29 protein-coding genes and 1 riboswitch are annotated in these 24,543 nt (G+C 74.3%); of the genes, 15 read left to right on the top strand and 14 right to left on the bottom strand.

Features of this window, described 5'->3' with window-relative positions:
- Positions 1-9: 9 nt before the first annotated feature.
- The 3 genes from kdpA to O7625_RS10400 form a co-directional block, all read right to left on the bottom strand.
- Complete coding sequence (gene kdpA / locus O7625_RS10410; RefSeq protein WP_282345602.1) at positions 10-1,665, bottom strand: potassium-transporting ATPase subunit KdpA; 1,656 nt, start codon at positions 1,663-1,665, stop codon at positions 10-12.
- On the bottom strand, positions 1,665-1,754 hold the full coding sequence (gene kdpF, locus O7625_RS10405) for a K(+)-transporting ATPase subunit F (protein WP_067312053.1): 90 nt from the start codon (positions 1,752-1,754) through the stop codon (positions 1,665-1,667). The genes kdpA and kdpF overlap by 1 nt, the downstream gene beginning before the upstream one ends.
- A 419-nt stretch (positions 1,755-2,173) precedes the next feature.
- Positions 2,174-3,709, bottom strand: coding sequence for a glycosyltransferase family A protein (locus O7625_RS10400; RefSeq protein ID WP_282345601.1), 1,536 nt, complete (start codon positions 3,707-3,709; stop codon positions 2,174-2,176).
- Positions 3,710-4,092: 383 nt separating this feature from the next.
- Between O7625_RS10400 and O7625_RS10395 the strand changes: the two genes are divergently transcribed.
- The gene (locus O7625_RS10395; protein ID WP_067312060.1) at positions 4,093-4,521 is read left to right on the top strand and encodes an ATP-binding protein; all 429 of its coding nucleotides are present in this window, start codon (positions 4,093-4,095) and stop codon (positions 4,519-4,521) included.
- A 101-nt stretch (positions 4,522-4,622) separates the two neighbouring features.
- On the opposite strand, the gene O7625_RS10390 is transcribed toward O7625_RS10395, so the two are convergent.
- Positions 4,623-5,495, bottom strand: a complete 873-nt coding sequence (locus O7625_RS10390) for a DUF3152 domain-containing protein (protein WP_348773996.1) — start codon at positions 5,493-5,495, stop codon at positions 4,623-4,625.
- A gap of 165 nt (positions 5,496-5,660) precedes the next feature.
- Between O7625_RS10390 and O7625_RS10385 the strand changes: the two genes are divergently transcribed.
- Positions 5,661-6,905: a DUF2786 domain-containing protein gene (locus tag O7625_RS10385; RefSeq protein ID WP_282345600.1), complete on the top strand. Its 1,245-nt coding sequence runs from the start codon at positions 5,661-5,663 to the stop codon at positions 6,903-6,905.
- 25 nt (positions 6,906-6,930) lie between these two features.
- On the opposite strand, the gene O7625_RS10380 is transcribed toward O7625_RS10385, so the two are convergent.
- The 5 genes from O7625_RS10380 to O7625_RS10360 all read right to left on the bottom strand — a co-directional run bounded on the left by O7625_RS10380 (position 6,931) and on the right by O7625_RS10360 (position 10,636).
- On the bottom strand, positions 6,931-7,437 hold the full coding sequence (locus O7625_RS10380; RefSeq protein WP_282345599.1) for a hypothetical protein: 507 nt from the start codon (positions 7,435-7,437) through the stop codon (positions 6,931-6,933).
- A 132-nt stretch (positions 7,438-7,569) separates the two neighbouring features.
- On the bottom strand, positions 7,570-7,743 hold the full coding sequence (locus tag O7625_RS10375; protein ID WP_067315243.1) for a CsbD family protein: 174 nt from the start codon (positions 7,741-7,743) through the stop codon (positions 7,570-7,572).
- 166 nt (positions 7,744-7,909) lie between these two features.
- Entirely contained in the window at positions 7,910-10,171 is a 2,262-nt protein-coding gene (locus tag O7625_RS10370) for a heavy metal translocating P-type ATPase (RefSeq protein ID WP_282345598.1), read from the bottom strand.
- A complete protein-coding gene (locus O7625_RS10365) occupies positions 10,168-10,395 on the bottom strand; it encodes a hypothetical protein (RefSeq protein ID WP_282270490.1) in 228 nt (75 codons plus the stop codon). Before O7625_RS10365 ends, O7625_RS10370 begins: the two co-directional genes overlap by 4 nt.
- Before the next feature lie 34 nt (positions 10,396-10,429).
- On the bottom strand, positions 10,430-10,636 hold the full coding sequence (locus O7625_RS10360; RefSeq protein WP_282345596.1) for a cation transporter: 207 nt from the start codon (positions 10,634-10,636) through the stop codon (positions 10,430-10,432).
- Between the two features lie 94 nt (positions 10,637-10,730).
- Here O7625_RS10360 and O7625_RS10355 point away from each other — a divergent pair, with 94 nt between their 5' ends.
- The 3 genes from O7625_RS10355 (at position 10,731) to O7625_RS10345 (ending at position 13,871) form a co-directional block, all read left to right on the top strand.
- Positions 10,731-11,030, top strand: coding sequence for a metal-sensitive transcriptional regulator (locus O7625_RS10355; RefSeq protein ID WP_067315248.1), 300 nt, complete (start codon positions 10,731-10,733; stop codon positions 11,028-11,030).
- 170 nt (positions 11,031-11,200) lie between these two features.
- Positions 11,201-12,544: a YibE/F family protein gene (locus O7625_RS10350; protein ID WP_282345595.1), complete on the top strand. Its 1,344-nt coding sequence runs from the start codon at positions 11,201-11,203 to the stop codon at positions 12,542-12,544.
- 166 nt (positions 12,545-12,710) lie between these two features.
- Positions 12,711-12,842: riboswitch (cyclic di-AMP (ydaO/yuaA leader) on the top strand.
- Between the two features lie 3 nt (positions 12,843-12,845).
- Positions 12,846-13,871: a hypothetical protein gene (locus O7625_RS10345; RefSeq protein ID WP_282345594.1), complete on the top strand. Its 1,026-nt coding sequence runs from the start codon at positions 12,846-12,848 to the stop codon at positions 13,869-13,871.
- Positions 13,872-14,111: 240 nt separating this feature from the next.
- On the opposite strand, the gene O7625_RS10340 is transcribed toward O7625_RS10345, so the two are convergent.
- On the bottom strand, positions 14,112-14,813 hold the full coding sequence (locus O7625_RS10340; protein WP_282345593.1) for a carbonic anhydrase: 702 nt from the start codon (positions 14,811-14,813) through the stop codon (positions 14,112-14,114).
- 220 nt (positions 14,814-15,033) lie between these two features.
- Here O7625_RS10340 and O7625_RS10335 point away from each other — a divergent pair, with 220 nt between their 5' ends.
- Complete coding sequence (locus O7625_RS10335) at positions 15,034-15,357, top strand: helix-turn-helix domain-containing protein (RefSeq protein WP_231932380.1); 324 nt, start codon at positions 15,034-15,036, stop codon at positions 15,355-15,357.
- 62 nt (positions 15,358-15,419) lie between these two features.
- Here O7625_RS10335 and O7625_RS10330 read toward each other — a convergent pair whose 3' ends face one another.
- Positions 15,420-16,040, bottom strand: a complete 621-nt coding sequence (locus O7625_RS10330) for a lipocalin family protein (protein WP_282345592.1) — start codon at positions 16,038-16,040, stop codon at positions 15,420-15,422.
- Between the two features lie 241 nt (positions 16,041-16,281).
- Between O7625_RS10330 and O7625_RS10325 the strand changes: the two genes are divergently transcribed.
- The 5 genes from O7625_RS10325 to O7625_RS10305 all read left to right on the top strand — a co-directional run bounded on the left by O7625_RS10325 (position 16,282) and on the right by O7625_RS10305 (position 19,642).
- Positions 16,282-16,659 carry a hypothetical protein gene (locus tag O7625_RS10325; RefSeq protein WP_282345591.1) on the top strand — a complete coding sequence of 126 codons (378 nt, stop codon included), beginning with the start codon at positions 16,282-16,284 and terminating at the stop codon, positions 16,657-16,659.
- 290 nt (positions 16,660-16,949) lie between these two features.
- Positions 16,950-17,771 (top strand): hypothetical protein, encoded by an 822-nt coding sequence (locus tag O7625_RS10320; protein WP_282345590.1) that lies wholly within the window; start codon positions 16,950-16,952, stop codon positions 17,769-17,771.
- Positions 17,772-17,925: 154 nt separating this feature from the next.
- Entirely contained in the window at positions 17,926-18,291 is a 366-nt protein-coding gene (locus O7625_RS10315; RefSeq protein ID WP_282345589.1) for a YkvA family protein, read from the top strand.
- A 46-nt stretch (positions 18,292-18,337) separates the two neighbouring features.
- Entirely contained in the window at positions 18,338-18,763 is a 426-nt protein-coding gene (locus O7625_RS10310; protein ID WP_282345587.1) for a TIGR03618 family F420-dependent PPOX class oxidoreductase, read from the top strand.
- 228 nt (positions 18,764-18,991) lie between these two features.
- Positions 18,992-19,642 (top strand): hemerythrin domain-containing protein, encoded by a 651-nt coding sequence (locus O7625_RS10305; protein ID WP_282345586.1) that lies wholly within the window; start codon positions 18,992-18,994, stop codon positions 19,640-19,642.
- 50 nt (positions 19,643-19,692) lie between these two features.
- On the opposite strand, the gene O7625_RS10300 is transcribed toward O7625_RS10305, so the two are convergent.
- Together O7625_RS10300 and O7625_RS10295 are read right to left on the bottom strand one after the other, a co-directional pair.
- The gene (locus tag O7625_RS10300; RefSeq protein ID WP_067311307.1) at positions 19,693-19,923 is read right to left on the bottom strand and encodes a ferredoxin; all 231 of its coding nucleotides are present in this window, start codon (positions 19,921-19,923) and stop codon (positions 19,693-19,695) included.
- A gap of 19 nt (positions 19,924-19,942) precedes the next feature.
- Complete coding sequence (locus tag O7625_RS10295; protein WP_067311303.1) at positions 19,943-21,151, bottom strand: cytochrome P450; 1,209 nt, start codon at positions 21,149-21,151, stop codon at positions 19,943-19,945.
- A 290-nt stretch (positions 21,152-21,441) separates the two neighbouring features.
- Here O7625_RS10295 and O7625_RS10290 point away from each other — a divergent pair, with 290 nt between their 5' ends.
- Positions 21,442-22,608 (top strand): AI-2E family transporter, encoded by a 1,167-nt coding sequence (locus O7625_RS10290; RefSeq protein WP_067311300.1) that lies wholly within the window; start codon positions 21,442-21,444, stop codon positions 22,606-22,608.
- Between the two features lie 96 nt (positions 22,609-22,704).
- On the opposite strand, the gene O7625_RS10285 is transcribed toward O7625_RS10290, so the two are convergent.
- Entirely contained in the window at positions 22,705-23,361 is a 657-nt protein-coding gene (locus O7625_RS10285) for a dienelactone hydrolase family protein (RefSeq protein WP_282345585.1), read from the bottom strand.
- A gap of 124 nt (positions 23,362-23,485) precedes the next feature.
- Here O7625_RS10285 and O7625_RS10280 point away from each other — a divergent pair, with 124 nt between their 5' ends.
- From O7625_RS10280 to O7625_RS10270, 3 genes are all read left to right on the top strand, one after another.
- Positions 23,486-23,878 carry a MerR family transcriptional regulator gene (locus O7625_RS10280; protein ID WP_067311295.1) on the top strand — a complete coding sequence of 131 codons (393 nt, stop codon included), beginning with the start codon at positions 23,486-23,488 and terminating at the stop codon, positions 23,876-23,878.
- Positions 23,848-24,195, top strand: a complete 348-nt coding sequence (locus O7625_RS10275) for a thioredoxin domain-containing protein (RefSeq protein ID WP_067311291.1) — start codon at positions 23,848-23,850, stop codon at positions 24,193-24,195. The genes O7625_RS10280 and O7625_RS10275 overlap by 31 nt, the downstream gene beginning before the upstream one ends.
- Before the next feature lie 88 nt (positions 24,196-24,283).
- A complete protein-coding gene (locus O7625_RS10270; RefSeq protein ID WP_067311287.1) occupies positions 24,284-24,463 on the top strand; it encodes a hypothetical protein in 180 nt (59 codons plus the stop codon).
- Positions 24,464-24,543: the final 80 nt, after the last annotated feature.

Here is a 24,543-nt window from a genome sequence, read left to right as displayed (position 1 = left end):
TCATCCGGGTCACAACCCTTCGGCCAACGGGCCGAGCGCGAGTGCGGGCAGGAAGGTCAGCGCCACCAGGACCACCGTGACGCCGACGACCATCCCGACGAAGAGCGGTCGGTGCGTCGGCAGGGTGCCCTCGGAGGCGGGGACGGGTGCCTGGCGGGCGAGCGAGCCGGCCAGGGCGAGCACGAAGATGATCGGCAGGAACCGGCCCAGCAGCATGCACAGGCCCAGCGCGGTGTTCCACCACGCGGTGTTCACGGTGATCCCGGCGAACGCCGAGCCGTTGTTGTTGCTCGCCGAGGTGAACGCGTAGAGCACCTCGGTCAGGCCGTGCGGGCCGGTGTTCAGCGCGGTCGCGTCGTTGCCGGTGGCGAAGGCGGTGGCGGTTCCCGTCAGCACCAGGGCCGGGGTGACCAGGAAGTACAGCGAGGCGAAGGTGATCTCCCGGGGGCCGATCTTCTTGCCCAGGTACTCCGGCGTCCGGCCGACCATCAGGCCGGCGACGAACACCGTGATCACCGCGAGGACCAGCAGCCCGTACAGGCCCGCGCCGACCCCGCCGGGGGCGACCTCGCCGAGCATCATGTTGCCCAGCGTCATCATTCCGCCCAGCGCGGTGTACGAGTCGTGGAACGAGTTGACCGCACCGGTCGAGGTCAGCGTGGTGACCGCCCCGAACGTCGCCGAGTCCGACACGCCGAAGCGGACCTCCTTACCCTCCAGTGCCGCGCCGACCGCCTGCGGCACGGTGCCCTGCCCGGCCAGCTCGAAGCCGGTGGTGAGGGCGACGCTGCCGAGCGCCAGGACGGCCATCACCACGACGACGGCGTAGCCCTGCCGCTGCTGCCCGACCATCCGGCCGAGGACCCGGGGCAGGCTGAACGGGATCAGCAGGATCAGGAACAGCTCGACCCAGTTCGTCCAGGCGGTGGGGTTCTCGAACGGGTGGGCGCTGTTGGCGTTGTAGAAGCCACCGCCGTTGGTGCCCAACTCCTTGATCACCTCCTGGCTGGCCACCGGGCCTCCGGGGAGGCTCTGGCCGCCGCCGGTCAGGGTGGTCACGTCGGTGCCGGCGGAGAGGTTCTGGACCACGCCGCCGAGCATCAGCACCAGCGCGCCGAGCACCGCGACCGGCAACAGCACCCGCAGCACGATCCGCACCAGGTCGACCCAGAAGTTGCCCACCTCGCCCGTACGGCTGCGGGCGAAACCCCGGATCAGCGCCACCGCCACGGCGATGCCCACCGCGGCGGAGACGAAGTTCTGCACCGCCAGCCCGGCCATCTGCACCAGGTGCCCCATGGTCGACTCGCCCGAATACCACTGCCAGTTCGTGTTGGTCACGAAGGACACCGCGGTGTTCCAGGCCCCGTGCGGGACCACCGGGTCGAAGCCCAGCGACAGCCACAGGTGGTTCTGCCACCGCTGGAGGGCGTAGAGGAACAGCACCGAGACGGCGGAGAAGGCCAGCACGCTGCGGGCGTAGACGCCCCACGACTGTTCGGCCGCCGGGTTCACCCCGACCAGCCGGAACACCCCACGCTCCACCCGGGACTGGCGGGGGCCGGCGACCGACCGGTACAGGTGGTCGCCGACCGGGCGGTACGCGACGGCGAGCGCCACCACCAGGGACAACACGAAAACGATGCCGGCTGTCCTCGTGGTCATCAGAAGCGCTCCGGAAACAGCAGCGCGACGACCATGAACACACCCAGACCGATCGCCAGCACCAGGCCGACGGCGTTGACGGCGTTCACCGCTTCTCCACGCCCCTCACCACGAGGGCGAGCGCCGCGAACAGCACCACCGTCACCAGCACGAACACCACGTCAGACACGCGGACTCCCTCAACGGACGCGTACGTCGTGACCGCCTTCCGGCCACGCCGGGCAATCACAACGCGCCGTCGTCCGGACGGGCAGGGTCCATAACGCGACCGTGACGGGCAACCCCGGTTTCTTGACGCGTTCTTCACGCCGGCCGCCCGGGGCGGTGGCGCTGGTCACGACGATGCCGGGGTAGCGACGGTGGTCACGGCGGTGCCGGGGCGGTGGCGGGGCGGTGCCGGGGCGGTGGCGCTGGTCACGACCGTGCCGGGGCAGCGACGGTGGTCACGACGGTGCCGGTCCCGCTGCGGGCGGGCCGGGCCGGGTCGGCGGGGTGGCCGCCGGACCGGTCAGCGGCGGATGGCCCGCCGGATCGACTCGGGCACCCGGCGGGCCACCGCCCGGCGCAGCCGGAAACGCAGGCTGCCCGGATGCGGCACGACGACCGGTGGGGCACCGTCGGCCGCGCAGCGGAACGCCACCGGGAGCAGGGTGTCCTCGGTCCAGCCGCAACTGGTGACCCGGACCTTCAGATCCCAGGTGCCCCGGCTGCGGCCCCCGTTGAGCGTGCCGCTGTCGAGCCGGGCGGTGCCGTGCTGGACCAGCCGCACCGTGCCGTCGTCCGACGGGACCAGCTCCACCGTGCCGGTCACCGGCACGAAGAACTCCTCCCGGGTGTCCCGCCGTCGGGCCACCACGTCGAGCCGGGACTGCTTGACCCCGGTGGTTGCGTCCCGCAGGTCGGCCGGCAGGTCGTCCACCGGAACCACCAGCAGCCGCTGTTCACCGTCGGCGGTGAGGGTGAGCGGCCGGTCGCCGGAGCACAGCTCGGCGGTGAGGGAGACGGTCAGGGTGGTGCCCGCCGGCGCGACCCGTTGCACGGTGGCAGTGGCCCGGACGGCCGTCTCCCACCGGGCCAGCCGGCGCAGGTCGGCCGTGCGGCCCTCCTCGATCAGCCGGGTGATGATCCGCTGCAGCGGCGGCAGGCCGGCGGCGACGCCCGGGGCGAACCGGTCCCGGATCACCCGCCGCGCCTCGTCCACCAGCTGGTCCACCCAGTCGGCGGGCGCGTCGAGCAGCCGCCGACCGCGCAGCCGGGAGACCATCTCGTTACGCAGCCACCGCCGGTGCAGCCGGTCGCGCAGCGGACCGGGGTCGGTGTGGGCGTCGACGATGTCGAGCGCCTCGCGGAGGTTGACGAAGTAGCCGGCCGGCTCCAGCGCGGTGGCGGTGACGTTGCCGGCGTCGGTGCGCCGCTGGTGGTGGTAGCAGACGTAGTCGGCCAGCACGCAGGTGCGTCGGGACAGGAAGTAGGCCCGGGTGACCAGTACGTGGTCCTCCAGCCGCCGCTTGCCCTCCGGGAAACGCAGGTCGTGCTCGACGAGAAAGGAGCGCCGGAACAGCTTGTGCGCGGTGAGGCTGTCGATCAGGGGCGCGTTCTCCAGGGTGGCGTCGAACCGGTTGCGCCGGAACAGCTCGCGCGGCACCGACCGACGGTGTCCGGCCATCTTGCCGATGACCAGGTCGGCGTCGTGCGCGGTGGCGCAGGCGTAGAGGCGTTCCAGGGCCTCCTCGCCGAACCAGTCGTCGTCGTCGGCGAAGAAGACGTACTCGCCCCGGGCGTGCTGGACACCGAGGTTGCGGGGCCGCGACGGCCAGCCGGAGTTGTCGATGTGCAGCACCCGGAAGTGCGGGTGGGCGGCGGCCAGTTCGTCGAGCCGGGCGCCGGTCGAGTCGGTCGAGCCGTCGTCGACGAACATCGCCTCGAACTCGCCGGCCGGCAGCGACTGCCGCAGCAACGAGGTGACGAGCTTCTCGATGTGCGGTCCCGAGTTGTACGCGGGGACCACGACGGTCACCTTCGGGGCATTCGTACTGGCGGTCATGGCTCTTCCTGAGGCGGTCCGCGAGCCGGCGCGGGGGTGCGCCCAACCGTGCGGACGGGCACCCGCAACCGGGGCGTTCCGTCGCCGAGATGGCCCGTTCAGTTTGCGGACTTTACGCGACCGTGAGCGCTGACGGCAGGGCGGCACCGGCTGATTCCTCCGGTAGTCGGCGGACCGGCGGAGCACCACCCGTTCCGGCCTGGCCGACCATCCTCGACAGTGGTCCGAACCACATTTTCCCGCCGCACCCCGACGCCCGGCGGGCCGCCCGCCGACCGACCCGGACGGATGTCGTACGACGCACCTCCCGGCGGCCCGGAGACGACGAATCCCCGACCGCCGGGGCCGGCATAGGAGACCGCTACGCAGGGTAAACCGGTGTCATGGCACAGCTGCTCACCTCGCCACCCCCGCCGCAGGCCACCGAACTGCGCCGCTGGGAGCTGGCCGACCCCGCCGGTCTGCGGGACCTGCGGGCGTCCCTGCACGAGGCCCTGACCGGCGAGCGGCTCCTCGACGGGCAGCGCATGGACGAGGTGCCCGAGCTGATCGTCCTGGTCGCCACCGAACTGGCCACCAATGCCCTCAAGCATGGTATTCCGCCGACGATTGTCCGGTTACTCACCGTCGACGACTCGCTCATCCTCGACGTGGCCGACCACGATCTCAGCACCATCCCCGAGCTGGCCGACACCCGGCCGATGGGAGCGGGCGGCCGGGGGCTCCAGATCGCCATGGCGGTCTCCCTGGAGGTCGGCTGGTACGCCACCGACCGCACCAAGAACATCTGGGCGTCCTTCCCCCGCCGCTGACCGGCCCCGGGCGGCTCAGCCGCTGACCGGGACCGGGCGGCTCAGTCGCCGGCCGGGATGGGGTGGCTCAGCCGCCGGCCGCTGGCCGGCCCCCGGACGGCTCAGTCGCCGGCCGGGATGGGGTCGTCGTACTCCCCGGCGGGGCCGGTGAACAGGCTGCCGCCCACCGTCGGCCAGGGGTTCGGGCGGCAACCGTGCAGGCCGAGGGTCTGCTGCTGCATCACCGGCGCCGGTCCGCCCGCCGCCGGGCAGCGTTCGTGGCCCCGGCCCAGCCGGTGCCCCACCTCGTGGTTCAGCACGTACGACCGGTAGCTGCCGAGGTCGCCCCGGAAATCCGGCACCCCGCGCGCCCACCGGGCCACGTTGATCACCACCCGGTCGCCGTTGCGGCAGGAGGTGTACCGGTCCGAGGTGTCCCCGCACAGCTCGCCCCGGGTGACCGGGGTGGTCAGCAGCACGGTGAAGTCGGCCGGGGCGTCGGCACCGACCCGCTGCAGCCGCCACCGGCCGTCGGCGGTCCAACCCCGGCGGTCGGCGAGCACCACCGCCACCTCCCGGCCGAACCGTTCCGGGTCCACGTCGTCGATGCCGCCCTCCACCGCCACCCGGTAGCGCAGCAACTGGCCGCTCCGCCCGGCGACCGCACCCTGGGCGGTCGCCGTCCGCCAGGTGCCGGTGCCGCGCTGCGGGTAGCGCACCGCCGGGGCGGGGGCGGGCGATCCGGCCGCGGCCGGGGCCTCCCCCCGGGTCGGCGCGGGCGGCACCGCGGCGGCGGCCGGCCGCACCGGTTCCCGGCGTACGTCGCCGACGAGTGCCCCCAGGTCGACGCCCTGCCGTTGGGCCACCACCGCGCCACCGGCGGCCAGTGCGGCCACCACCAGCACCGCCGTCAGCACACCGGCCGGGGTGGCGCCCCGGCGGCGTCCCCGGTGCCGGCCCCGGTCGGCGGCCTCGCTCACCGTCAGGGTGCTCACCGTTCGCCTCCCCGTCCACCTCGGTCCACTCCGGGCAGGAGTACGGGCGGGAGGGCCGTACGGATGAGTCCCCGGGGTAGGCAATCCGGGTACGGGTACCGTGGCCGGGCAGACACTCCCGACGATCCGGACATCACCCGGTCGCCAGCTCCGAGGAAGGACCCCGTGGACGCCGACGCCCTCATCACCGCCGCGGTCGCGGCGGTCCGCGGCTCCGACGTACGCGACGCGGAGCGGAAGCTGGACCTGCTGGTGGTCGGCGGCGGCCCGGCGGGGGTCGGCGACGACGGCGGCCCGGCGGGGGTCGGCGACGACGGCGGCCCGGCGGCGGTGGACGCCGCGCTGCGCGACCGCCTGGTCGCCGCCCTCGCCCGGCTCTGGCCGCGCGGCTGGCAGCCGACCGACGTGGCCCGGATCGTGACCCGCCGGCTCGGCGCACGCCCCGGCCGGCTGCTGGCCGACGCGCTCGCCGCCGACCGCGCGGCCCGGCCCGGCCCGGTGCCGCACTGGTGGGACGACCAGTTGACCAGCCTGGACGCCCGGCTCCGTGGTGACGACGACGCGGGCCGGGAGGGAACGGACCGGATCACCGCGCTGCGCGACGGGGTCGAGGTGCTGGCCCTGCTGACCGGGCTGCCGCCGGTCGCGGTGCTCCGCCCGCCGCCCGGCGGCTCCGGCGGCGCGAGCGGGTCAGGGCCAAGCGGATCACGCGTCCTCGACCGGGTACGGGCGCTGCTGGCCAAGGCGGAGTCCACCACCTTCCCCGCCGAGGCGGAGGCGTTCACCGGCAAGGCCCAGGAGCTGATCGCCCGACACAGCCTGGAACAGGCGCTGGTCGAGGCCACCGCCGCCCACCCGGACCGGCCCGGCGGGATCCGGATCGGCACCGACGCGCCGTACGCGGGGGCGAAGGCGCTGCTGGTGCAGGAGGTGGCGACGGCGAACCGGTGCGAGTCGGTCTGGTCGGACGACCTCGGCTTCGCCACCGTGCTCGGCTTCCCCGCCGACCTGGCGGCCGTGGAGCTGCTGCACACCTCGCTGCTGGTGCAGGCCACCGCCGCGATGCTGCGTGGACGCCGGGAACGCCGGGGCGGCGGACGGCGCACCAGGGCCTACGACGAGGCGTTCCTGCACGCGTTCGCCCAGCGGATCGGCGAACGGCTGCGGGCCGCGACCGAGGAGGCGAGCCGGCAGGCGACGGCGGCCGCCGGGCCGGACCGGCTGCTCCCGGTGCTCGCCGCCCGTTCCGACGCGGTACGCGAGCGGATGGACACCCTCTTCCCCGGTGTCACCCGGGCCCGGCTCAACGTGCGGGACGTCGAGGGGTGGCAGTCCGGCACCGCCGCCGCCGACCGCGCCTCGCTGGCCGGGGACGCCCCGGCGAACCGGCCGCTGCCCGGCCGACGCTGACCCACCGGCCACCGGCCGGGGGTGCTCAGGCGTGGCAGTCGCGGGTGAGCCGGGGCGGGATGTCGACGAACTCCTTGCCCATCCAGCTCGCCGGGCTCTTGGCGGCCGCCCCGTCGTCGATCTTCGCGGCGGTGTCGTCGATCAGCTTCTTGATCCGGGCGTCCTGGGCCCGGCGGGCCTGCCCGCGCACGTCGTCGGCGAGCCGGCTCAACCGCCCCTTGAGTTTGCCGTTGAGCTGTTCCGGGGTGAGCTCCTCACGGGTGGCCGCGGTCGAGTCGGCGACGATCTGCCGACTACCGTCGATGATCAACTGGTCGACCGCGCGACAGACCTGTGCGGTGTTCAGGGCGCTGCCCGTGGTCGGGCTGGCGGTGGCGGTGGTGGGGACCACCGCGTCGGGCGTGGCCTCCCCGGTGGCGGTGACGGTGGCCGACGGACCGGGCGCGGCGTCGGTGTCGGCGTCGTCGGCACAGCCGGCGGCGAGGACGACGAGGACGGCGAGGGTGAACGCGGTGGCGGAGCTGCGGTGCATCGACTTCCCCGTTTCGATGTGGCGGCGGTACCCCGGACACGATGCCGTACGACCCGGCGGGCCGACGGCGCACCCCCGACGCGCCGCACGCCGGACCGACAGCTGTCGGTCCGGCGTGCGGGATGGCGTGGGTCAGCTCTTGAAGGCGTCCTTGACCTTCTCGGCGGCCTGCTTGAGGCTGGACTTGGCCTGGTCGTTGCGACCCTCGGCCTCCAGGCGCTCGTTGTCGGTCGCCCGGCCCACACCCTCCTTGATCTTGCCGGCGGTGTTCTCGGTCGTGTTTTCGATCTTGTCGTCGAACCCCATGAGAGCCTCCCGTACGAGCATGTCTTCCAACACCACCTGAACTACCCCCGCCCCCCACCCCCAAAACTCCCGGCCCACCGTCTTACCGGGTCGATCAGGAGGTCTGCGTCACCCACCGCGGGCCGTGGGCGGCCGTGGACCGCCCGATCCGACACCGGCGGCCGGATCACCGCAGAACGGTCGCCGGGAACCGGCGGAGGCGGAGGCTGTTGGCGACCACGAAGACCGACGAGAAGGCCATCGCCGCCCCGGCGATCATCGGGTTGAGCAGTCCGGCGGCGGCCAGCGGCAGGGCGGCCACGTTGTAGGCGAACGCCCAGAACAGGTTCCCCTTGATCACGGCGAGCGTGCGCCGGGAGAGCCGGATCGCGTCCACCGCGGCGACCAGGTCGCCCCGGACCAGGGTCAGGTCGGACGCCTCGATCGCCACGTCGGTGCCGGTGCCCATGGCCAGCCCCAGGTCGGCCCGGGCCAGCGCGGCGGCGTCGTTGATCCCGTCGCCGACCATGGCGACCGTACGACCCTGCGCCTGGAGCCGGCGCACCTCGTCGACCTTGTCGGCCGGCAGCACCCCGGCGGTCACCCGGTCGATGCCCACCTCGGCGGCCACCGCCCGCGCGACGGTCGCGTTGTCCCCGGTGAGCAGCACCGGGGTGAGGCCCAGGTCGCGCAGCGCGCCGATCGCCGCCCGGCTGGTGGGCCGGACCACGTCGGCGACCGCGAGGACGCCCCGGGCCTGCCCGGCCCAACCCGCCACCACCGCCGTCCGACCGGCGGCCTCCGCCTCGGTCACCGCCCGGACCACCTCCTCCGGTACGTCCAGACCACGCTCGCGGAGCAGCCTCGGCCGCCCGACGACCAGGTCGTGGCCGTCGACGGTGCCGGTGACGCCGAGCCCCTCGGCGGCGGCGAACCTGGTGACCGGCGGCAGTTCACCGGCCTCGGCGGCAGCGGTCGCCACCGCACGGGCGATCGGGTGCTCCGAGCCGGCCTCCACCGCCCCGGTGAGCCGGAGCAGTTCGGCCCGGTCCTGCCCCTCGGCGGGACGGACGTCGACCAGGGTCATCCGCCCGGTGGTGACTGTGCCGGTCTTGTCCAGCACCACCGTGTCGACCTGCCGGGTCGACTCCAGCACCTCCGGCCCCTTGATCAGGATGCCGAGCTGGGCGCCCCGCCCGGTGCCCACCAGCAGCGCGGTCGGGGTGGCCAGGCCGAGCGCGCACGGGCAGGCGATGATCAGCACCGCCACGGCGGCGGTGAAGGCGGCGGTCGGGCCGGCGCCGGTCCCCAGCCACCAGCCCAGCGTGCCGACGGCCAACGCGATCACCACCGGCACGAACACCCCGGAGATCCGGTCGGCCAGCCGCTGCACGGCCGCCTTGCCGGTCTGCGCCGCCTCCACCAGCCGGGCCATCTGGGCGAGCTGGGTGTCCGCACCGACCCGGGTGGCGGTGACCACCAGCCGGCCGCCCGCGTTCACGGTGGCGCCGGCCACCACGTCGCCCGGGCCGACCTCGACCGGGACCGACTCGCCGGTGAGCATGCTGGCGTCGACCGCCGAGGTGCCCTTCTCGACCCGCCCGTCGGTGGCGATCTTCTCCCCGGGCCGGACCACGAACCGGTCGCCCACCACGAGCTGGTCGACCGGGATCCGGGCTTCCACCCCACCGCGCAGCACGGCGACGTCCCGCGCGCCGAGTTCGAGCAAGGCACGCAGGGCCGCCCCGGCGGTCCGCTTGGACCGGGCCTCGAAGTAGCGGCCGGCGAGGAGGAACACGGTCACCCCGGCGGCGGTCTCCAGGTAGATGTTGCCGGTGCCGTCGGTGCGGGTCACGTCCAGCCGGAACGGGTGGGTCATCCCGGGCGTCCCGGCGTCGCCGAGGAAGAGCGCCCACAGCGACCAGCCGAACGCGGCGAGGGTGCCGAGCGACACCAGGGTGTCCATGGTCGCCGCGCCGTGCCGCAGGTTGGTCCAGGCCGCCCGGTGGAACGGCAGTCCGCCGTACGCCACCACCGGGGCGGCCAGGGTCAGCGACAGCCACTGCCAGTAGGTGAACTGCCAGGCCGGCACCATCGCCAGCACGATCACCGGCACGGTCAGCACGGTCGACACCCGCAGCCGGGTACGCAGGGCGGCCAGCGCGTCCACCGGTTCCCCGGCCGGCTCCGCCCCCGCCGGGGCGGGCGGCGGCGGCACGACGGCGGTGTAGCCGGTCTTCTCGACGGTGGCGATCAGGTCGTCCGGGGTGATCCGGTCGGCGTACCGGACGGTGGCCTTCTCGGTGGCGTAGTTGACGGTCGCCTCGACGCCGTCCATCCGGTTGAGCTTCTTCTCGATCCGGGCGGCGCAGGACGCGCAGGTCATGCCGCCGATGGCGAGTTCGATCAGGTGCGGGGCGGTGGGCGGGTCGCTCGTGGTGGGGGTCATCGCGGCGCCTCCGGTCGACCGTGCGGGTGCCCGGGGCCGTCGGTGCCGGTCGGCGTCGGGCGGGGAACGTCGGTGGCGGCGGTGGACGCCGGGGTGTGCGCGGGGTCGTGGCGGGTGTCGGCGGGTGGCGCGACGGGGCCGGCCAGCTGACCGCCCCCGTACGCCGCGCCGAACACCGCCGCGAGCACGAGGGCGAAGCCGCCCAGTCTGGTCGCCGTGTTCATCGGTCCACCCCGGTCTCCCGCCGCGACCGCCCGGTCACGCCTCGACGAGGTCGTAGCCGGCCTCGTCGACGGCGGCCCGCACGTCACCGGTGTCCAACGGACCGGCGCTGGTGACGGTCACCCGGCCGGCGGCCAGGTCCACCTGCACCTCGGTCACCCCGTCCAGCGCGGCCAGCTCGGCGCTCACCGCGCTGACGCAGTGCCCGCAGGTCATGCCCTTCACCTGGTAGTTCGTGATCATGGCGTGCTCCCTCCATCTTCTTCAGCATACCCCCCAGGGGTACCCTTCCCGACGACCGTAACATACCCCCCAGGGGTACGCTATCGTGGTGGCCATGACCACACCGAGCAACCCGGTCCGGGGCTACACCGCCAGCAAGGACCAGCTGCTCGCGCGGCTGCGCCGCGTGGAGGGGCAGGTCCGGGGCATCGAGAAGATGGTCGACGACGACCGGTACTGCATCGACGTGCTCACCCAGATCTCCGCCGTCCAGGCCGCCCTGGACAAGGTCGCCCTCGGCCTGCTCGACGGCCACGCCCGGCACTGCATGCACGAGGGGGCCGCCGAGGGCCGGGCCGACGAGATGGCCGCCGAGATGATGGCCGCCGTCGGCCGGCTGATGAAGCGCGGCTGACCCGCAGCGGCCGGGGGCGAACGTACCCCCGGCATACCGCGAGCAGGGCTAACCCGGCGGGCGGGCCGGGGTGGTGGCTACCATCGTCCGACGACGACCGCCGCCCGCGGGATGAACCGGTTGGCCGGCCGACCCGTATCCCGTCCGGACCGTTGGGAGAACTCGCACGCATGGGCGCCGACCACACCCGTCCCGCTCCGTCCACCCCGCCCCGGGTGCGGCGGATACTCGTCCTGACGGTAGTTCCGCTCATCGTCGTCACGGTGGTCGCCACGCTGCTGCTCTGGCCGGGCGAGACCCGGCGGATCGACCAGGGCGAGCAGGTGCCCCGCCACCACGGCACGGTGACCCGGGTGGTGACCGAACCCTGCCCGCCCGCGCCGGAGACCCCCGACGGGCCGTCCGGGGCGGACGCCGGCCCGTGCGGCACGGTGACGGTCGCCGTCGAGCAGGGGCCGGACAGCGGTGAGCAGGTCGAGACGCCGGTCCCGTCCGGGCCGGGGGCACCGACGGTGGCCGTCGGTGACGAGGTGGTGCTGGTCGCGCTGACCGACCCGACCGACCCGGCGGCGGTCAGCTACCACATCGCCGAGCACCAGCGGGGTACGCCGCTGCTCTGGCTGGTCGCCCTGTTCGCGGCGGCGATCGTGGCGTTCGGCCGGCTCCGCGGGCTGGCCGCCCTGGCCGGTCTCGGCGCCAGCTTCGCCATCCTGCTGACCTTCGTGGTGCCGGGCATCTCGGCCGGGGGCGCACCGCTGCCCATCGCGATCACCGGCGCCGCGCTGATCATGTTCGTGGTGCTGTACCTGACCCACGGGATCACCGCGCAGACCTCGGTGGCGGTCCTCGGCACCCTGGGCAGCCTGGTGCTGACCGGGGTCCTGGGCACGCTGGCCACCGCCGCCACCCACCTGACCGGGTACGGCAGCGAGGAGGCCACCACGCTGTCGATGTACCAGCGCGACGTGGACCTGCACGGCCTGCTGCTGGCCGGGATCATCATCGGCTCGCTCGGCGTGCTGGACGACGTGACCGTCACCCAGTCGGCCACCGTCACCGAGTTGGCCCACGCCAATCCCGGGCTGTCCCGGTTGCAGCTCTACCGGGCCGCCACCCGGGTCGGCCGGGCGCACATCGCGTCCACGGTGAACACCATCGTGCTGGCGTACGCGGGGGCTTCGCTGCCGCTGCTGCTCCTGCTCACCGCCGACAGCCGGCCGCTGGGGCAGATCCTCACCAGCGAGTTCCTGGCCCAGGAGATCGTCCGGAGCGCGGTGGCCACCCTCGGGCTGGTGGCGGCGGTGCCGCTGACGACCGGGCTGGCCGCGCTGGTCACCACCGCCGGCCGCGGCCCCGCCGACGCCGCCGCGGCCGGGCCGCCGCCCACCCCGCGCCCGGCTCCCGACCGGGCCGAGGCGTGGCAGGCGCTGGGCGCGCCCCGACCCGGCGGACCGTCCACCACGGCCCCCGCCCGGTGGGCGGATCCGGAGGGGAACACGGAAGCGGCATGGTGACACTCCGCTTCGTGACCGCAGGCGGGGTCACCACTGTCGATCCCGCCGCTGGTCACCGGCCGCTATCGGGAAAATACGTATTTCGCCGGGTTGTGGCCGTAGATTCCTGCTACGACTCTCGGGTAACCTCGCTGCCGGTCACCGCCGAAGGCGCCCACCGGCGCCAGCGGGGCCACCGCCCAATCGCCGTACGGCGAGCCGGGGAACCGAGCACCTGGGGTGAATCCGCGCCAGCGGTAGGGGCCACTTCCGTCCCGAACCCGTCAGCTAACCCGGTCGGCGGTCGACGGAAGGGAAAACTGTGACGGCACCCCTACGCCGCTGGCTGACGCCGGCAGTGGCCGTGCTCGCCGCCCTGGCAATCGTCGCCGGGCCCACCGCCGCCCCCGCGACGGCGGCACCCAACGCACCCTCCCCCTCGGGCCACGAGGAGGACGAGGAGCCGAAGCTGCTCACCGACGTCATCGAGGCCACCAACCGGGAGTACTCGGCGGCGAAGAACCGGCTGGAGAAGTCCAAGAAGCGCCAGCTCGAGTACGCCATCGAGGTGGAGAAGGCGGAGCAGGAGCTGACCGCGCTGGCCCCGCAGGTCAACGAGATCGCCGTCCAGTCGTACCGGACGGGTCGGGTCGGTGCGGTCGCCGCCCTGCTGGAGAGCGACGCCCCGGACGCCTTCGTCCGGCGGGCCGCCGCCCTGGACGAGCTGAACATGGTCAACGCCGGCAAGCTGGCCGAGGTCAACGAGGTCAAGACCCGGGCCGAGAAGGCCAAGCTCGCCGTCGACGCCGAGGTCCGCGAGCAGCAGAAGCAGACCAACCTGATGGCCAAGAAGAAGACCGAGGCGGACAAGGCGCTGGCCCTGGTCGGCGGCCGGGGCTTCACCGGCGGCCTGGTCGACGCCACCTCGCCGGTGGCCCGCATCGCGCCGGGCCAGACGGCCGACGGCGACTGGCGCGGCGAGTCGTGCAGCGAGAACGACCCGACCACCTCCGGTTGCATCACGCCGCGCACCCTGCACATGTACAAGGAGGTCAAGCGGGCCGGCTTCAACCGGTTCGTCGGCTGCTACCGCCCCGGTGGTCCCTGGGAGCACCCCAAGGGCAAGGCGTGCGACTGGTCGTTGCAGAAGAGCGGCTTCAGTCCGTGGCACAACAACGACACCCGGATGTACGGCAACAACCTCGCCGCGTTCCTGATCCGCAACTCGGACCGGCTGGGCATCTACTACGTGATCTGGAACCGGCAGATCTGGTTCCCGGCCAACGGGTGGAGTTCGTACTCCGGCCCGTCCAACCACACCGACCACGTACACGTGTCCCTGTTGTAGCGACGCGAGGACGCGGCATCCGGATCCCGGACACCGCGTCCTCGACCCGGTGGGTCGAGCGAGCACTCACGGCGGAGGCCGCCCGGTCGAACCGGGCGGCCTCCGCCGTGAGCGGGTCTCGACCGGACGGCCGCCGACGGGCGTGCCTCAGCCGGCGACGGCCGCCGACGGGCGTGCCTCAGCCGGCGACGGCCGCCGACGGGCGTGCCTCAGCCGGCGACGGCCGCCGACGGGCGTGCCTCAGCCGGCGACGGCCGCCGGAGCGGCGTCGGCACCCGCCGGCACCACGGCAGGCCCGGGGACGGCGGCGGTGAGGGCGGCGGCGTCGGCGGCCGGGGCGTGCGCCGGGGCCACCTGGCGGACCTCACCGGCGGCGAGCCGGTAGGACATGCCGACCACCGCGCACCGCCCGGCGGCCACCTCGGCGGCGATCACCGGCGAGTTGCCGAGCAGCACCTCGACGGTCTGCGCGATGTGGATGTCGACGATCCCGTCGATGTCGTGCACCCCCTGCTGGGCCGCCCGGCGCAGGCTCGGCCCGACGGCGGCGACCACCGAGTAGAGGTGCCCCGGGGGCTGGGTGCCGGTGCGGGCCGCCTCCCGGGCGGCCTGTACCGCACCGCAGGAGTCGTGCCCGAGCACCACCACCAGCGGGGTGCCCAGGACGGTCACCGCGTACTCGACGCTGCCGAGCACCTCGGGGCCGGCGGTGTGCCCGGCGGTCCGGACCACGAAGAGGTCACCCAGACCCCGGTCGAAGATGATCTCGGCGGCGAGCCGGGAGTCGGAGCAGCCGACGATCACCGCGAAGGGGTGCTGGCCGTCGGCGACGGCCGCCCGGTGGACCGCGCCCTGGTTGGGGTGGCGGGGCTCACCGGCGACGAAACGCCGGTTGCCGGCCTGCAACTCGGCCAGCGCCTGGGTCGGAGTGATCGGGCCCATTGCCTCACCTCGGTCCGGAATCGTGCCTGCTCACGCCGGCCGGCGGCACCGACGGCCGTGTTCCCACGGTCACACGCAGCTAAAGGTACGTCAAGATTTCGTGATACACGTTTCAGGCTTTGGTCGCAGCGATGTCGGCGGCGGGTCGACAGCCGGTCGGGACGGACGCGAACGCCGGCCGACGGCGGGTTCCCCGCGCTCTGGCCATACGATGACCGGTATGGCGAAGACCACGGACAGCGCCGGGAGCGCCCGCAACTGGACGTTCCTCACCAACCACGGTCACGTGCTGCTGGCCATCGCCCGCAACCCCACCGCCCGGCTCCGGGACGTCGCCGAGGAGGTCGGGGTGACCGAACGGGCCGCCCAGGCCATCGTCGCGGACCTGGAGTCCGGCGGCTACCTGCGGCGGACCCGGGTCGGTCGGCGCAACGAATACACCATCGACCCGAGCGGGCACTTCCGGCACCCCGCCGAGGCCGACCGTCAGGTCGGTGACCTGCTCGCCCTCTTCACCCCCGACCACGCCGACCAGGACGGCTGACCCGACGGCCCGCCCCGCCCCGGGCATGCACGGGCCGCCAGGGAGCCCGGCGGCCCACCGCCTCAGCAGAAGCTGCCGGCCTGCCCGCCGCCGTCCTGCCGGGTGGTGCGGAAGTCGCAGAGGTCGTAGCCGTTGGCGGTGAGCGCCGCCTTCGCCGCCGTCGTCTGCGCCCCGGTCAGCGCGGGCTCGCGGGACAGGACGAAGCCGGTGCTGCGGTCCGGGTCACCGACGACCGCCCACCGGTAGTCGGGGTCGAGCCCGATCACCACGTAGTTCGGACCGCCCAGGTAGATCCAGCGGCTGCCGAGCTTGAGGAACGACACGGTCAGCGCCGAGTCGGCCGGCGGGTTCTCGCTGCGCGCCCGACCGGTCACCGCGCTGGTGGTGCCGACGATGGTCTGGCAGGTGTTGCGCACCCCGACGGTTCCGTCGGGCTGTACCTCGTAGCGGGCCCGGACGTTCTTGTAGCACTGGATCTCGAAGATCGCCGGAACGGCGGCGACCTGGTACCAGTCACCCGCGTACCGCTCGACGTCGACCTCGGCGACCGGGGTGAGCGGTCCGGTGTCGACAATGGTCGGCGCAGCCTGCGCGGGTACGGCGGTGGCCAGCACCGTCGTGGTGGCGACGGCGGTGGCCAGCACCTTCGCGGTGGCGACGGCGGCCTGACGACGTACTCCCATGGATGGTCTCCTCCGGTCTGTCGGTCCCGGCGCGGCGGGGCGTCGCGCCGTCGGCGAAGTTCCCGGACCGACCGGGCGGAAACTGTCGGAATCATCATCCCTGTCGATGCATCCAGGAGCAGGTCAGCGTACGTATCCAGGGTGGGAACGGTCCGTCCACAGGGCACAGCGTGGCCCGGGTCACCGAGCCGACCGGGTCGCCGACGCTGCGCGGACGGTCAGGTGGGGATAGGTTGGACGGGTGATCCGCGTAGCCTCCACCCGGCCCGTCTGGGTGTCGAGGCTGCGCGACCTGACCCGGCTGGCGGTCACCGCGCTGGTGCTCGCCGTCGGCCTCGGCGGCCTGTTCGCCGCCGCCACCGACGGCCCGGCAGCCGCGGCCACCCGCCCGCCCGTGGTGACCTCCCGGGTGGCTGCGCTACCCACCGACACCCGGCCCGGTGACGACCGACCCGTGGACACCCGCCCCGGGTCCGGGCGGCCCGCCCCCGATCCCATCCGGCCGCTGCCGGCCGGGTCCGCCGCCGAGCCCACGGTCCGACCCGCCGCGCGGGTGGACGTGGCGACGCCGGACCCGCTCCGGGACGCCACCGGCCGGCGCGGCCCGCCCCGGAGCTGAGCCGGGCGGCACCCCTCGGCACCCCGTGCCCGTCCGACCGGCGCGCCCGAACCGGCCCGACCGCGCCGTGGCCGAGCCCGAGCCGAGTCCGGCCCTGAGCCAGCTCCGAGCCCGACCCAGGTAAGGGCCAGGTCCCGAGCCCGAGCCAGGTACGGGTCAGGCACCGGTCCGAGCCGGTCGAACCCGGCCCGAGCCCGATCCGGACCGGGCTGGACCGGGTCCGATCCGCTCAGGACACGCCGCCCGCAGCTCCCGCCCCTACCGGCCAGGTTCCCCTTCCGTCCACGTCGATGTCCCACCGTGAGGTGCTGGTGATGCAGACCGTCTTCTCCGCCGTCCTACCCGACGTCCCCGCCGCCGCCGGAATCTGGCTGATCCTGCTCGCCGTCGCGGCCGTCGCCGTCGCGGTCCTGGTGGTCCGCCCCGACCGGTTCCGGCCGGCGGTGGGCGGCCGGTTCCGGGCCGCCGCCCTGCCCACCGACCCCGAGCGCGCCGAGCAGCTCCGGGAGCACACCCGGTACGCCGAGGAGGTCGCCGTGGCGGCCGAGCGGGCGGGCACCACCGCCGACCGGCTGCGCGCCGAGTGGCTGACCGCCCAGGAGGAGGTCGAGTCGGCCTGGACGGCGCTGGAGGGGGCCGAGGCGCACCTGCGCCGGCTCGCCGCCGCCGCGGTCATGCCGCTGCCGCACACCGGCCAGACCCCGGCCGAGTACGCCGACCGGGAGCGCTGGCTGCACCGGGCCGCCGTGGACGCGCACCGCCGGGGCGAGCTGTCGGACGCGCAGCTCGACGACGTCTTCGCGCACCGCGCCGGTTGGGATCCGCGCCGGCACCCGGTGGAGCAGGAGCTGGTGCTGCGTCGCGCGACGCGGGACCACCTGGCGGCCCGGCACCGGGCGGCGGTCGCCCGGGAGCAGGCGGCCTGGCGGGCCGCCGACCTGGCCGGCGCCGCGGCCCGCAGCCTACGGGACGAGGCGTTCGCCGCGCGCGACCGCCGACCGGAGCGGGCCGAGTCGGTGCTGCCGATGTCGGAGAGCCCGCGCCCGTCGACGGAGACCACCCGGGAGAATCCCACCGTGGCCCGTGGCCGGGCCGCCGTGGCCGCCTACTGAACCGACCCGCCGTAGGCCCACCGGTCACAGGCCCACCCGCCGTAGGCCCACCGGTCACAGGCCCACCCGCCGTAGGCCCACCGGTCACAGGCCCGCCCGTCGCATCGACGGCGGACGGCGGCGCGGTGCCCGGTGCTCGGCTAGCGTTGCGGGCATGTCCGGGGAGATGTGGGCGCTCGTGGTGGTCGGTGGCGTCCTGGCGCTGGCGACGTTGGTCGGTGCGGTGCTGCTGGCGGTACGGGTGGTCCGCACCCGACGGCTGCTGGGCACGCTCGGCGTGGGCGGCAGGGTGGCCTTCTACGGCGCGTTGATCTACACGGTCCTCCCCGTCGACGTGTTGCCCGACCCGATCTACCTGGACGACATGGGTGTGCTGGCCGGCGCGCTGTTCTACCTGACCCGGCTGGTCCACCGGCGCCGGACGGCCGACCGCCGGGTGCCCGGCCAGCCGGACACCACGCTCCCGGGCCGCTCCGGTGTCCCGCCAGGGCCGGGCCAGGCCCGCCGGATCGTGTCATGATCAGGGCCGAGCCGGGGCGACGTCGGCCACGAGACGGGGAACGGACATGGCCGGTAGGCATCGGTTGGACCGCTACGACGAGCGGGTTCTCGCGTTCTGCCGGGAACGGCACCTGGCCACGCTGACCACGCTGCGCGCCGACGGCACACCGCACGTGGTACCGGTCGGGGTGACCTACGACCCGGCGGCCGGGCTGGCCCGGGTGATCACCTCCGGCGGCTCGGCCAAGGCCCGGCTGGTCGCCGCCGCCGGCCCGGCGGGGGTGCCGGTAGCCGCCTGCCACGTCGACGGCCGTCGGTGGCTGACCATCGAGGGGCGGGCGGTGCTGCGCACGGACGCCGCCGCGGTGGCCGAGGCGGAGCGCCGGTACGCCGAGCGCTACCGGCAGCCGCGCCCCAACCCGGAGCGGGTGGTCATCGAGATCACCGTGACCCGCGTGCTCGGCGCCCTCCCGCCTCCGGTATCGGTCTGACGTCCGTCCCCACCGGACGGACAGGACGCCCACGTGGACCGGCCACCCACGCGGACCGGCCACCACGCGGACCGGACGCCTACGCGGACCGGACGCCCACGCGGACCGGTCGGGACGGCGGCGGGTGCCGGCCGTTCACTCATCGACGGCGGCGGGTTCGGCCGACCCGGGATGGGTACAGGCCCCGGCAGGGAGCCGATCCGTCCGCAACCGGTAAGGGGCACCGAGATGAGCAACGCACAGGCCGGCACGGAGCAGGATGTCGTCGATGTGCTGACCGCCGACCACCACGAGATAGCGACGATCCTGGTGGAGCTGGAGTCCCGGCAGGGCAGCGCGGAACACCGCCGCCGACTGGCCGACGTGCTGATCGCCGAGCTGGTCCGGCACGCGGTCGCCGAGGAGATGTACGTCTATCCGGCCGCCCGCCGGGCGTTGCCCGACGGTGACCAGCTCGCCGAACATGAGATCGCCGAACACGCCGCGGCCGAGCGGACGCTGAAGGAACTGGAGCCGCTCGACCCGTCCTCGGCCCGCTTCGAGCCGCTGATCAGCCATCTCACCAAGACCATCCGGCACCACGTACGCGAGGAGGAGGCGGAGCTCTTCCCCCGGCTGCGGGCCGCCGTCGCCCATGAGGAACTCGTCGAGCTGGCCGAGCGGGTACAGGCGGCCAAGCGGCACCTCCCGACCCGCCCGCATCCCGGCACCCCGGACCACCCGCCGGCGAACCGGCTGCTGCACCCCGGCGCCGGTCTGGTCGACCGGATCAGGGACGCGCTGAGCGGGCGCCCCACCACCCTGGCCGAGCTGGCCGACCCGCAGGACTCCGAGCCGGCCGACCCGCGGGGCTCCGAGCCGGCCGACCCGCAGGGCTGAGGGGGCGGTGGTCGCCGCCGGGTACCCCGCCGGAGGCGACCACCGCCCGGTCACGGTTCCGGAGCGATCCGGCTGTCGTCCGCCGCGTCGGACACCACGATCGCCTCCATCGGGCACGACTCGGCCGCGTTCAGCACCGGGTCCGCCGGGGCGATCCGCTCGGCCAGTGGTCGGGACAACCCGTCCACCAGTACGAAGTGGGCCGGGGCGTAGCCCGCGCAGATCCCCGCCCCGATGCACCGGGCCGGGTCCACGTGCACCCGCCAGCCCTGCTCCCCCATCTGCCCCACCTTCCTTCCGCTACCAGCCGACGGGCAACGCCGTCAGGCCCCGGACCAACAGACCGGTCTTCCAGGTCAGTGCCGACTCGGGCACGGCGAGCCGCAGGCCCGGCGTACGGTCCAGCAGCGTCTCCAGGACCACCTGGAGTTCCATCCGGGCCAGTTGGGCGCCGATGCAGTGGTGCGGGCCGTGCCCGAAGGCGAGGTGCGGGTTCGTCTCCCGGCCGAGGTCCAACCGGTCGGCGTCGGGGAACACCGTCTCGTCCCGGTTGGCCGAGGGGATGGAGACCAGCACCGGCTCACCGGCCCGGACCAGCACCCCACCGAGTTCGACGTCCACCAGGGCGTACCGGGCGAACGCGGCGGTGGCGCCCAGCGGGACGAAGCGCAGCAGCTCCTCCACGGCGGACGGCACCAGGGCCGGGTCGGCGCACAGCCGCTGCCAGGCGTCCGGCTCGGTGAGCAGGACGTAGACCAGGTTGGGGATCTGGGTCACGGTGGTCTCGTGCCCGGCGGCCAGCAGCCCCGCCGCGAGGCGCACCATCTCCTCCTCGGTGAGCCGGTCGGCGTTCTCGTCCCGGGCCCGGACCATCGCCCCGATCAGGTCGTCGGTGGGCGTCACCCGCCGCTGGGCGATCAGCCCCGCCATGTACGACAGGAGCTGGTCGAGGTAGCTCTGCGCCACCTCCGGCCGCAGCGACGTGGTCGACACGATCGCCTCCGACCAGGTGTGGAACCGGTCCTGGTCGGCCACCGGCACCCCGAGCAGGTCGCAGATCACCCGGATGGGCAGCGGGGTGGCGAGGTGCGTGACGAGATCGGCGGGCGACCCGGCGGCGAGCATGCCGGTGACCAGCTCCTCGGCCAGCTCCCGGGTACGCGGACGCAGCTCCTCGACCCGGCGGGCGGTGAACGCCTTGGCCGCCAACCGGCGCAGTCGACTGTGCTCGGGCGGGTCCATCCCGAGGATGCCGGCCTCCCGCTGGTAGGGGACGCTGCGCGGTTCGTCGCGCCCGACGGCGGCGGCCCGGCTGAACCGCAGGTCACCCAGGACGGTCCGCACGTCGGCGTGCCGGGTGGCCAGCCAGGCCGGCTCCCCGAACGGGAGCTGGACCCGGACCAGCGGCTCGTCGCGGCGCAGCTCGGCCAGGCGGGGGTCGACGTCGAGCCGGTGCGGATCGCTGAACGGATAGGGCCGGGCGATCGTGGCGTGCGTTGTCTCGGTCACCGGGGTGCTCCCTCTTGTCGACGGCCCGCGGTGCCGCGCGCCGACCCACTCCGCACAACTCCACGGTGAGTCATGCCCCGACTGCGGATAGTAGCGAGATCCATCGATAGTTGCCAGGGGTGCTCCCTCGTCGACACCACCCTGCCGGTCCCTGACGACGTGCGGGTGTGGCCCGCCGTCCGGGTGGGACCGTCCTGAACGGAACCGACCCGCCGGCGCGGCGTTGAGTCACCGGGTGTCGCGGCCGACCGGGTCGGGTATCGACCCCGCCGACACCGAGGAGGATCGACGTGGTCGAGGACGATGCCGGGCGGACGCCCGAGGTGACGGCTGCGGGTGCCCGCCCAAGCCCACGGCAGGCCTGGGCGGCGCTGCCCTGGCTGGTCCGTACGGCGGTGGTGTGGAGCGCCTGCCTGGTGGTCGTGGTGGTCGGGCTCTACCTGCTGGGGAAGGTCGCGGTGCTGCTGGCCCCGCTGGCCATCGCGGTGGCGGTGACCCTCTTCCTCACCGCGTTGCTGGATCCGGTGCTGCTGGGCCTGCGCCGGTTGCGGGTGCCCGCCGCGCCCGCCGCGCTGCTGACCGTCCTGCTGCTGCTCGGGGTACTGGTCGGGGTGGGGGTGCTGGTGTGGAACCTGACCGCCGCCCAGTTCGGTGAGTTGAGCCAGCAGCTCGACGAGGGGCTGCAACGCTCCCGCGACGTCGTCACCGGGACGCTGCCGGTCAGTGACGCCCAACTCGACAAGCTGGTCGGGCAGGTCCGCGACGGTCTGGGCGGCGGCACCCCCGATCCGGTCGGCGGGGCGCGGACGGCCGCCGAGGTGTTCGGCTCCGCCCTGCTCGCCCTGGTGCTGCTGTTCTTCCTGCTCAAGGACGGCCGGTCGATGTGGCACTGGGTGTTGCGCCGGTTGACCGGTCCGAACCGTACGGTGACCGCCGAGGCGGGCCGGGTCGGCTGGCGCACCCTGGGCTCGTACAGTCGGGGCACGATGATCATCGCGGCCATCGACGCGATCGGCATCGGGCTGGCGCTGGTGCTGCTCGGGGTGCCGTTGGCGCTGCCGCTGGCGCTGATCACCTTCCTGGGCGGCTTCGTCCCGATCATCGGGGCGACGGTGGCCGGCGCGGTCGCCGTGCTGGTGGCGCTGGCCGCCAACGGTCCGACGACCGCGCTGCTGGTGCTGGCGGCGGTGATCGCCGTACAGCAGGTCGAGGGCAACCTGCTGGAGCCGTTGATCATGAAGCGGCAGGTGCAGCTGCACCCCGCGGTGATCCTGGTGGTGGTCACGGCGGGCACGCTGATCGCCGGCGTCGCCGGCGCGTTCGTCTCGGTGCCGATCGCGGCGGTCGCCTACCGGGTGGTCGACACCGTCCAGCGGCACCGCGAGCGGGCCGCGTCGACCCCGCCGGAGGACCGGCCGCACCACGGCCGCGACGACCCGCCCGCCGCCCCGGCCTGAGCCCGCCCCACGATCGTCACCAGGGGGCGACGTCGTGGTGTCCAAAGCCCGGACACCACGACGTCGCCCCCGTCGCGCGTCGCCCTCCCGGCGCGGTCAGGCCGGGACGGAGAGGTGCCGGGTGAACCACTCGGCGGCGGCGTCCGCGACCTGGTCGAGGGTGCCCGGCTCCTCGAACAGGTGGCCGGCACCGGGCACCACCCGCAGTTCGTGCGGGGCGGTCAGCCGCTCGGCGGCCTGCTCGTTCAGCGCGGTCACCTGGTCGTCGCGGCCGCCCACCAGCAGCAGCGTCGGCGCGCGTACCCCGGCCAGGGCCGGACCGGCCAGATCCGGCCGGCCGCCCCGGGACACCACCGCGGCGATCCGCTGCGGGCGTCCGGCGGCGGTCACCAGGGCGGCGGCGGCACCGGTGCTCGCCCCGAACAGGCCGACCGGCAGCCGACCCAGCGCGGGTTCGGCGGTGAGCCAGTCGACGGTCCCGGCGAGCCGGCCGGCCAGCAGGTCGATGTCGAAACGCTGAACGGCGGTCCGGGCGTCGACCGCCTCCTCCTCGGCGGTGAGCAGGTCCACCAGCACGGTCACCAGCCTGCGGCGCTGGAGCACCCGGGCCACCGCCACGTTGCGCGGGCTGTGCCGGGAACTGCCGCTGCCGTGGGCGAAGAGCACCACACCCGTCGCGTCGTCCGGCCCGTCGACGTCCGCCGGCAGCCTGGCGTCCCGCAGCGACACCGTCGCCTCGGCGCGTACCCCCATGGTGCCGCCCCCTCCCGCTCGTGCGGTCGGCCGTGGTTACCCGCCCGGTGGACACTCTCACCCGTTGCCTTGACACCGGCGACAAGGTCTAGCGTGACCGCAGGAACGCCGCCGAGGAGGTCGGATGCTGATCGGTGAGCTGGCGGAACGGGCCGGCACGAGCACCCGGACGCTGCGCTACTACGAGACACACGGGCTGGTCCGGCCGCGCCGCTCGGCCAACGGCTACCGGGTGTACGACGAGGCCGAGCTGCGGGTGGTGCACGAGATCCGGGCACTGCTGGCGGTCGGTTTCGGCCTGGACGACATCCGGCCGTTCGTGGCCTGCCTGCGGGCCGGTCACCCCTCGGGGGACGCCTGCCCGGACTCGGTCGCCGTGCTGCGCCGCAAGCTGGCCGAGGTGGACGCCTACCTCGACCGGCTGGGCACGGTACGCCGGCACCTGCACGAACAGCTCACCCAGGCCATCACGCAACGGGAGGAAACATGCCTCAGGACACGGCAGCGGGAGCACTGACCGCCGTCACCGACGCCACCTTCGCCGCCACGGTGCTGGCCGCCGACCGGCCGGTGGTGGTCGACTTCTGGGCGGACTGGTGCCCACCCTGCGTCGGCACCAGCCGGCACCTGGCCGAGCTGGCCGAGGAGTTCGGCGACCGGCTGCGGGTGGTCACCGTGGACACCGACGCGAATCCCGCCACCGCCCGCGCCTACGGGGTGATGTCGCTGCCCACCATGCTGGTCTTCGTCGGCGGCACGGTGGTCGGCTCGATCGTCGGCGCCCGCCCGAAGAACCACCTGCGGCTCGCCTTCGCCCGCCACCTCGACGGCTGAACGTCCGTTTGCGGTGGCGGCGGGCGGGAAGACGCGGGTGACGTCGACACCGGCGCATCCGCGCCCCGCACGGATCACGAGGTTCGCCATGGCCAAGCGGAAGGCACGCCAGCAGACCCGGACCATCACCCAGGAACGCCCCGAACAGGACGCCGAACGCGCTCCGGACTGGGCGGACGAGGCGGCGCAGGCCCGTACCCCGGAGGATCCGCGGGCGGTCGCGCCGCGCGACGCCGGTGGCCGTCCCTCCGACGGCCCCCAGTTCTAGCGCCGGCCGACGGCCGGCAGGTGGTGGGGAGGGCCGCCGCCGCGACGGCGACCCTCCCCATCGTGCCCGACCGCCCCGGG

This window comes from Micromonospora sp. WMMD714 (assembly GCF_029581315.1).
Taxonomy (GTDB): domain Bacteria; phylum Actinomycetota; class Actinomycetes; order Mycobacteriales; family Micromonosporaceae; genus Micromonospora; species Micromonospora rifamycinica.
This window is presented reverse-complemented; position numbering and strand designations above follow the sequence as displayed.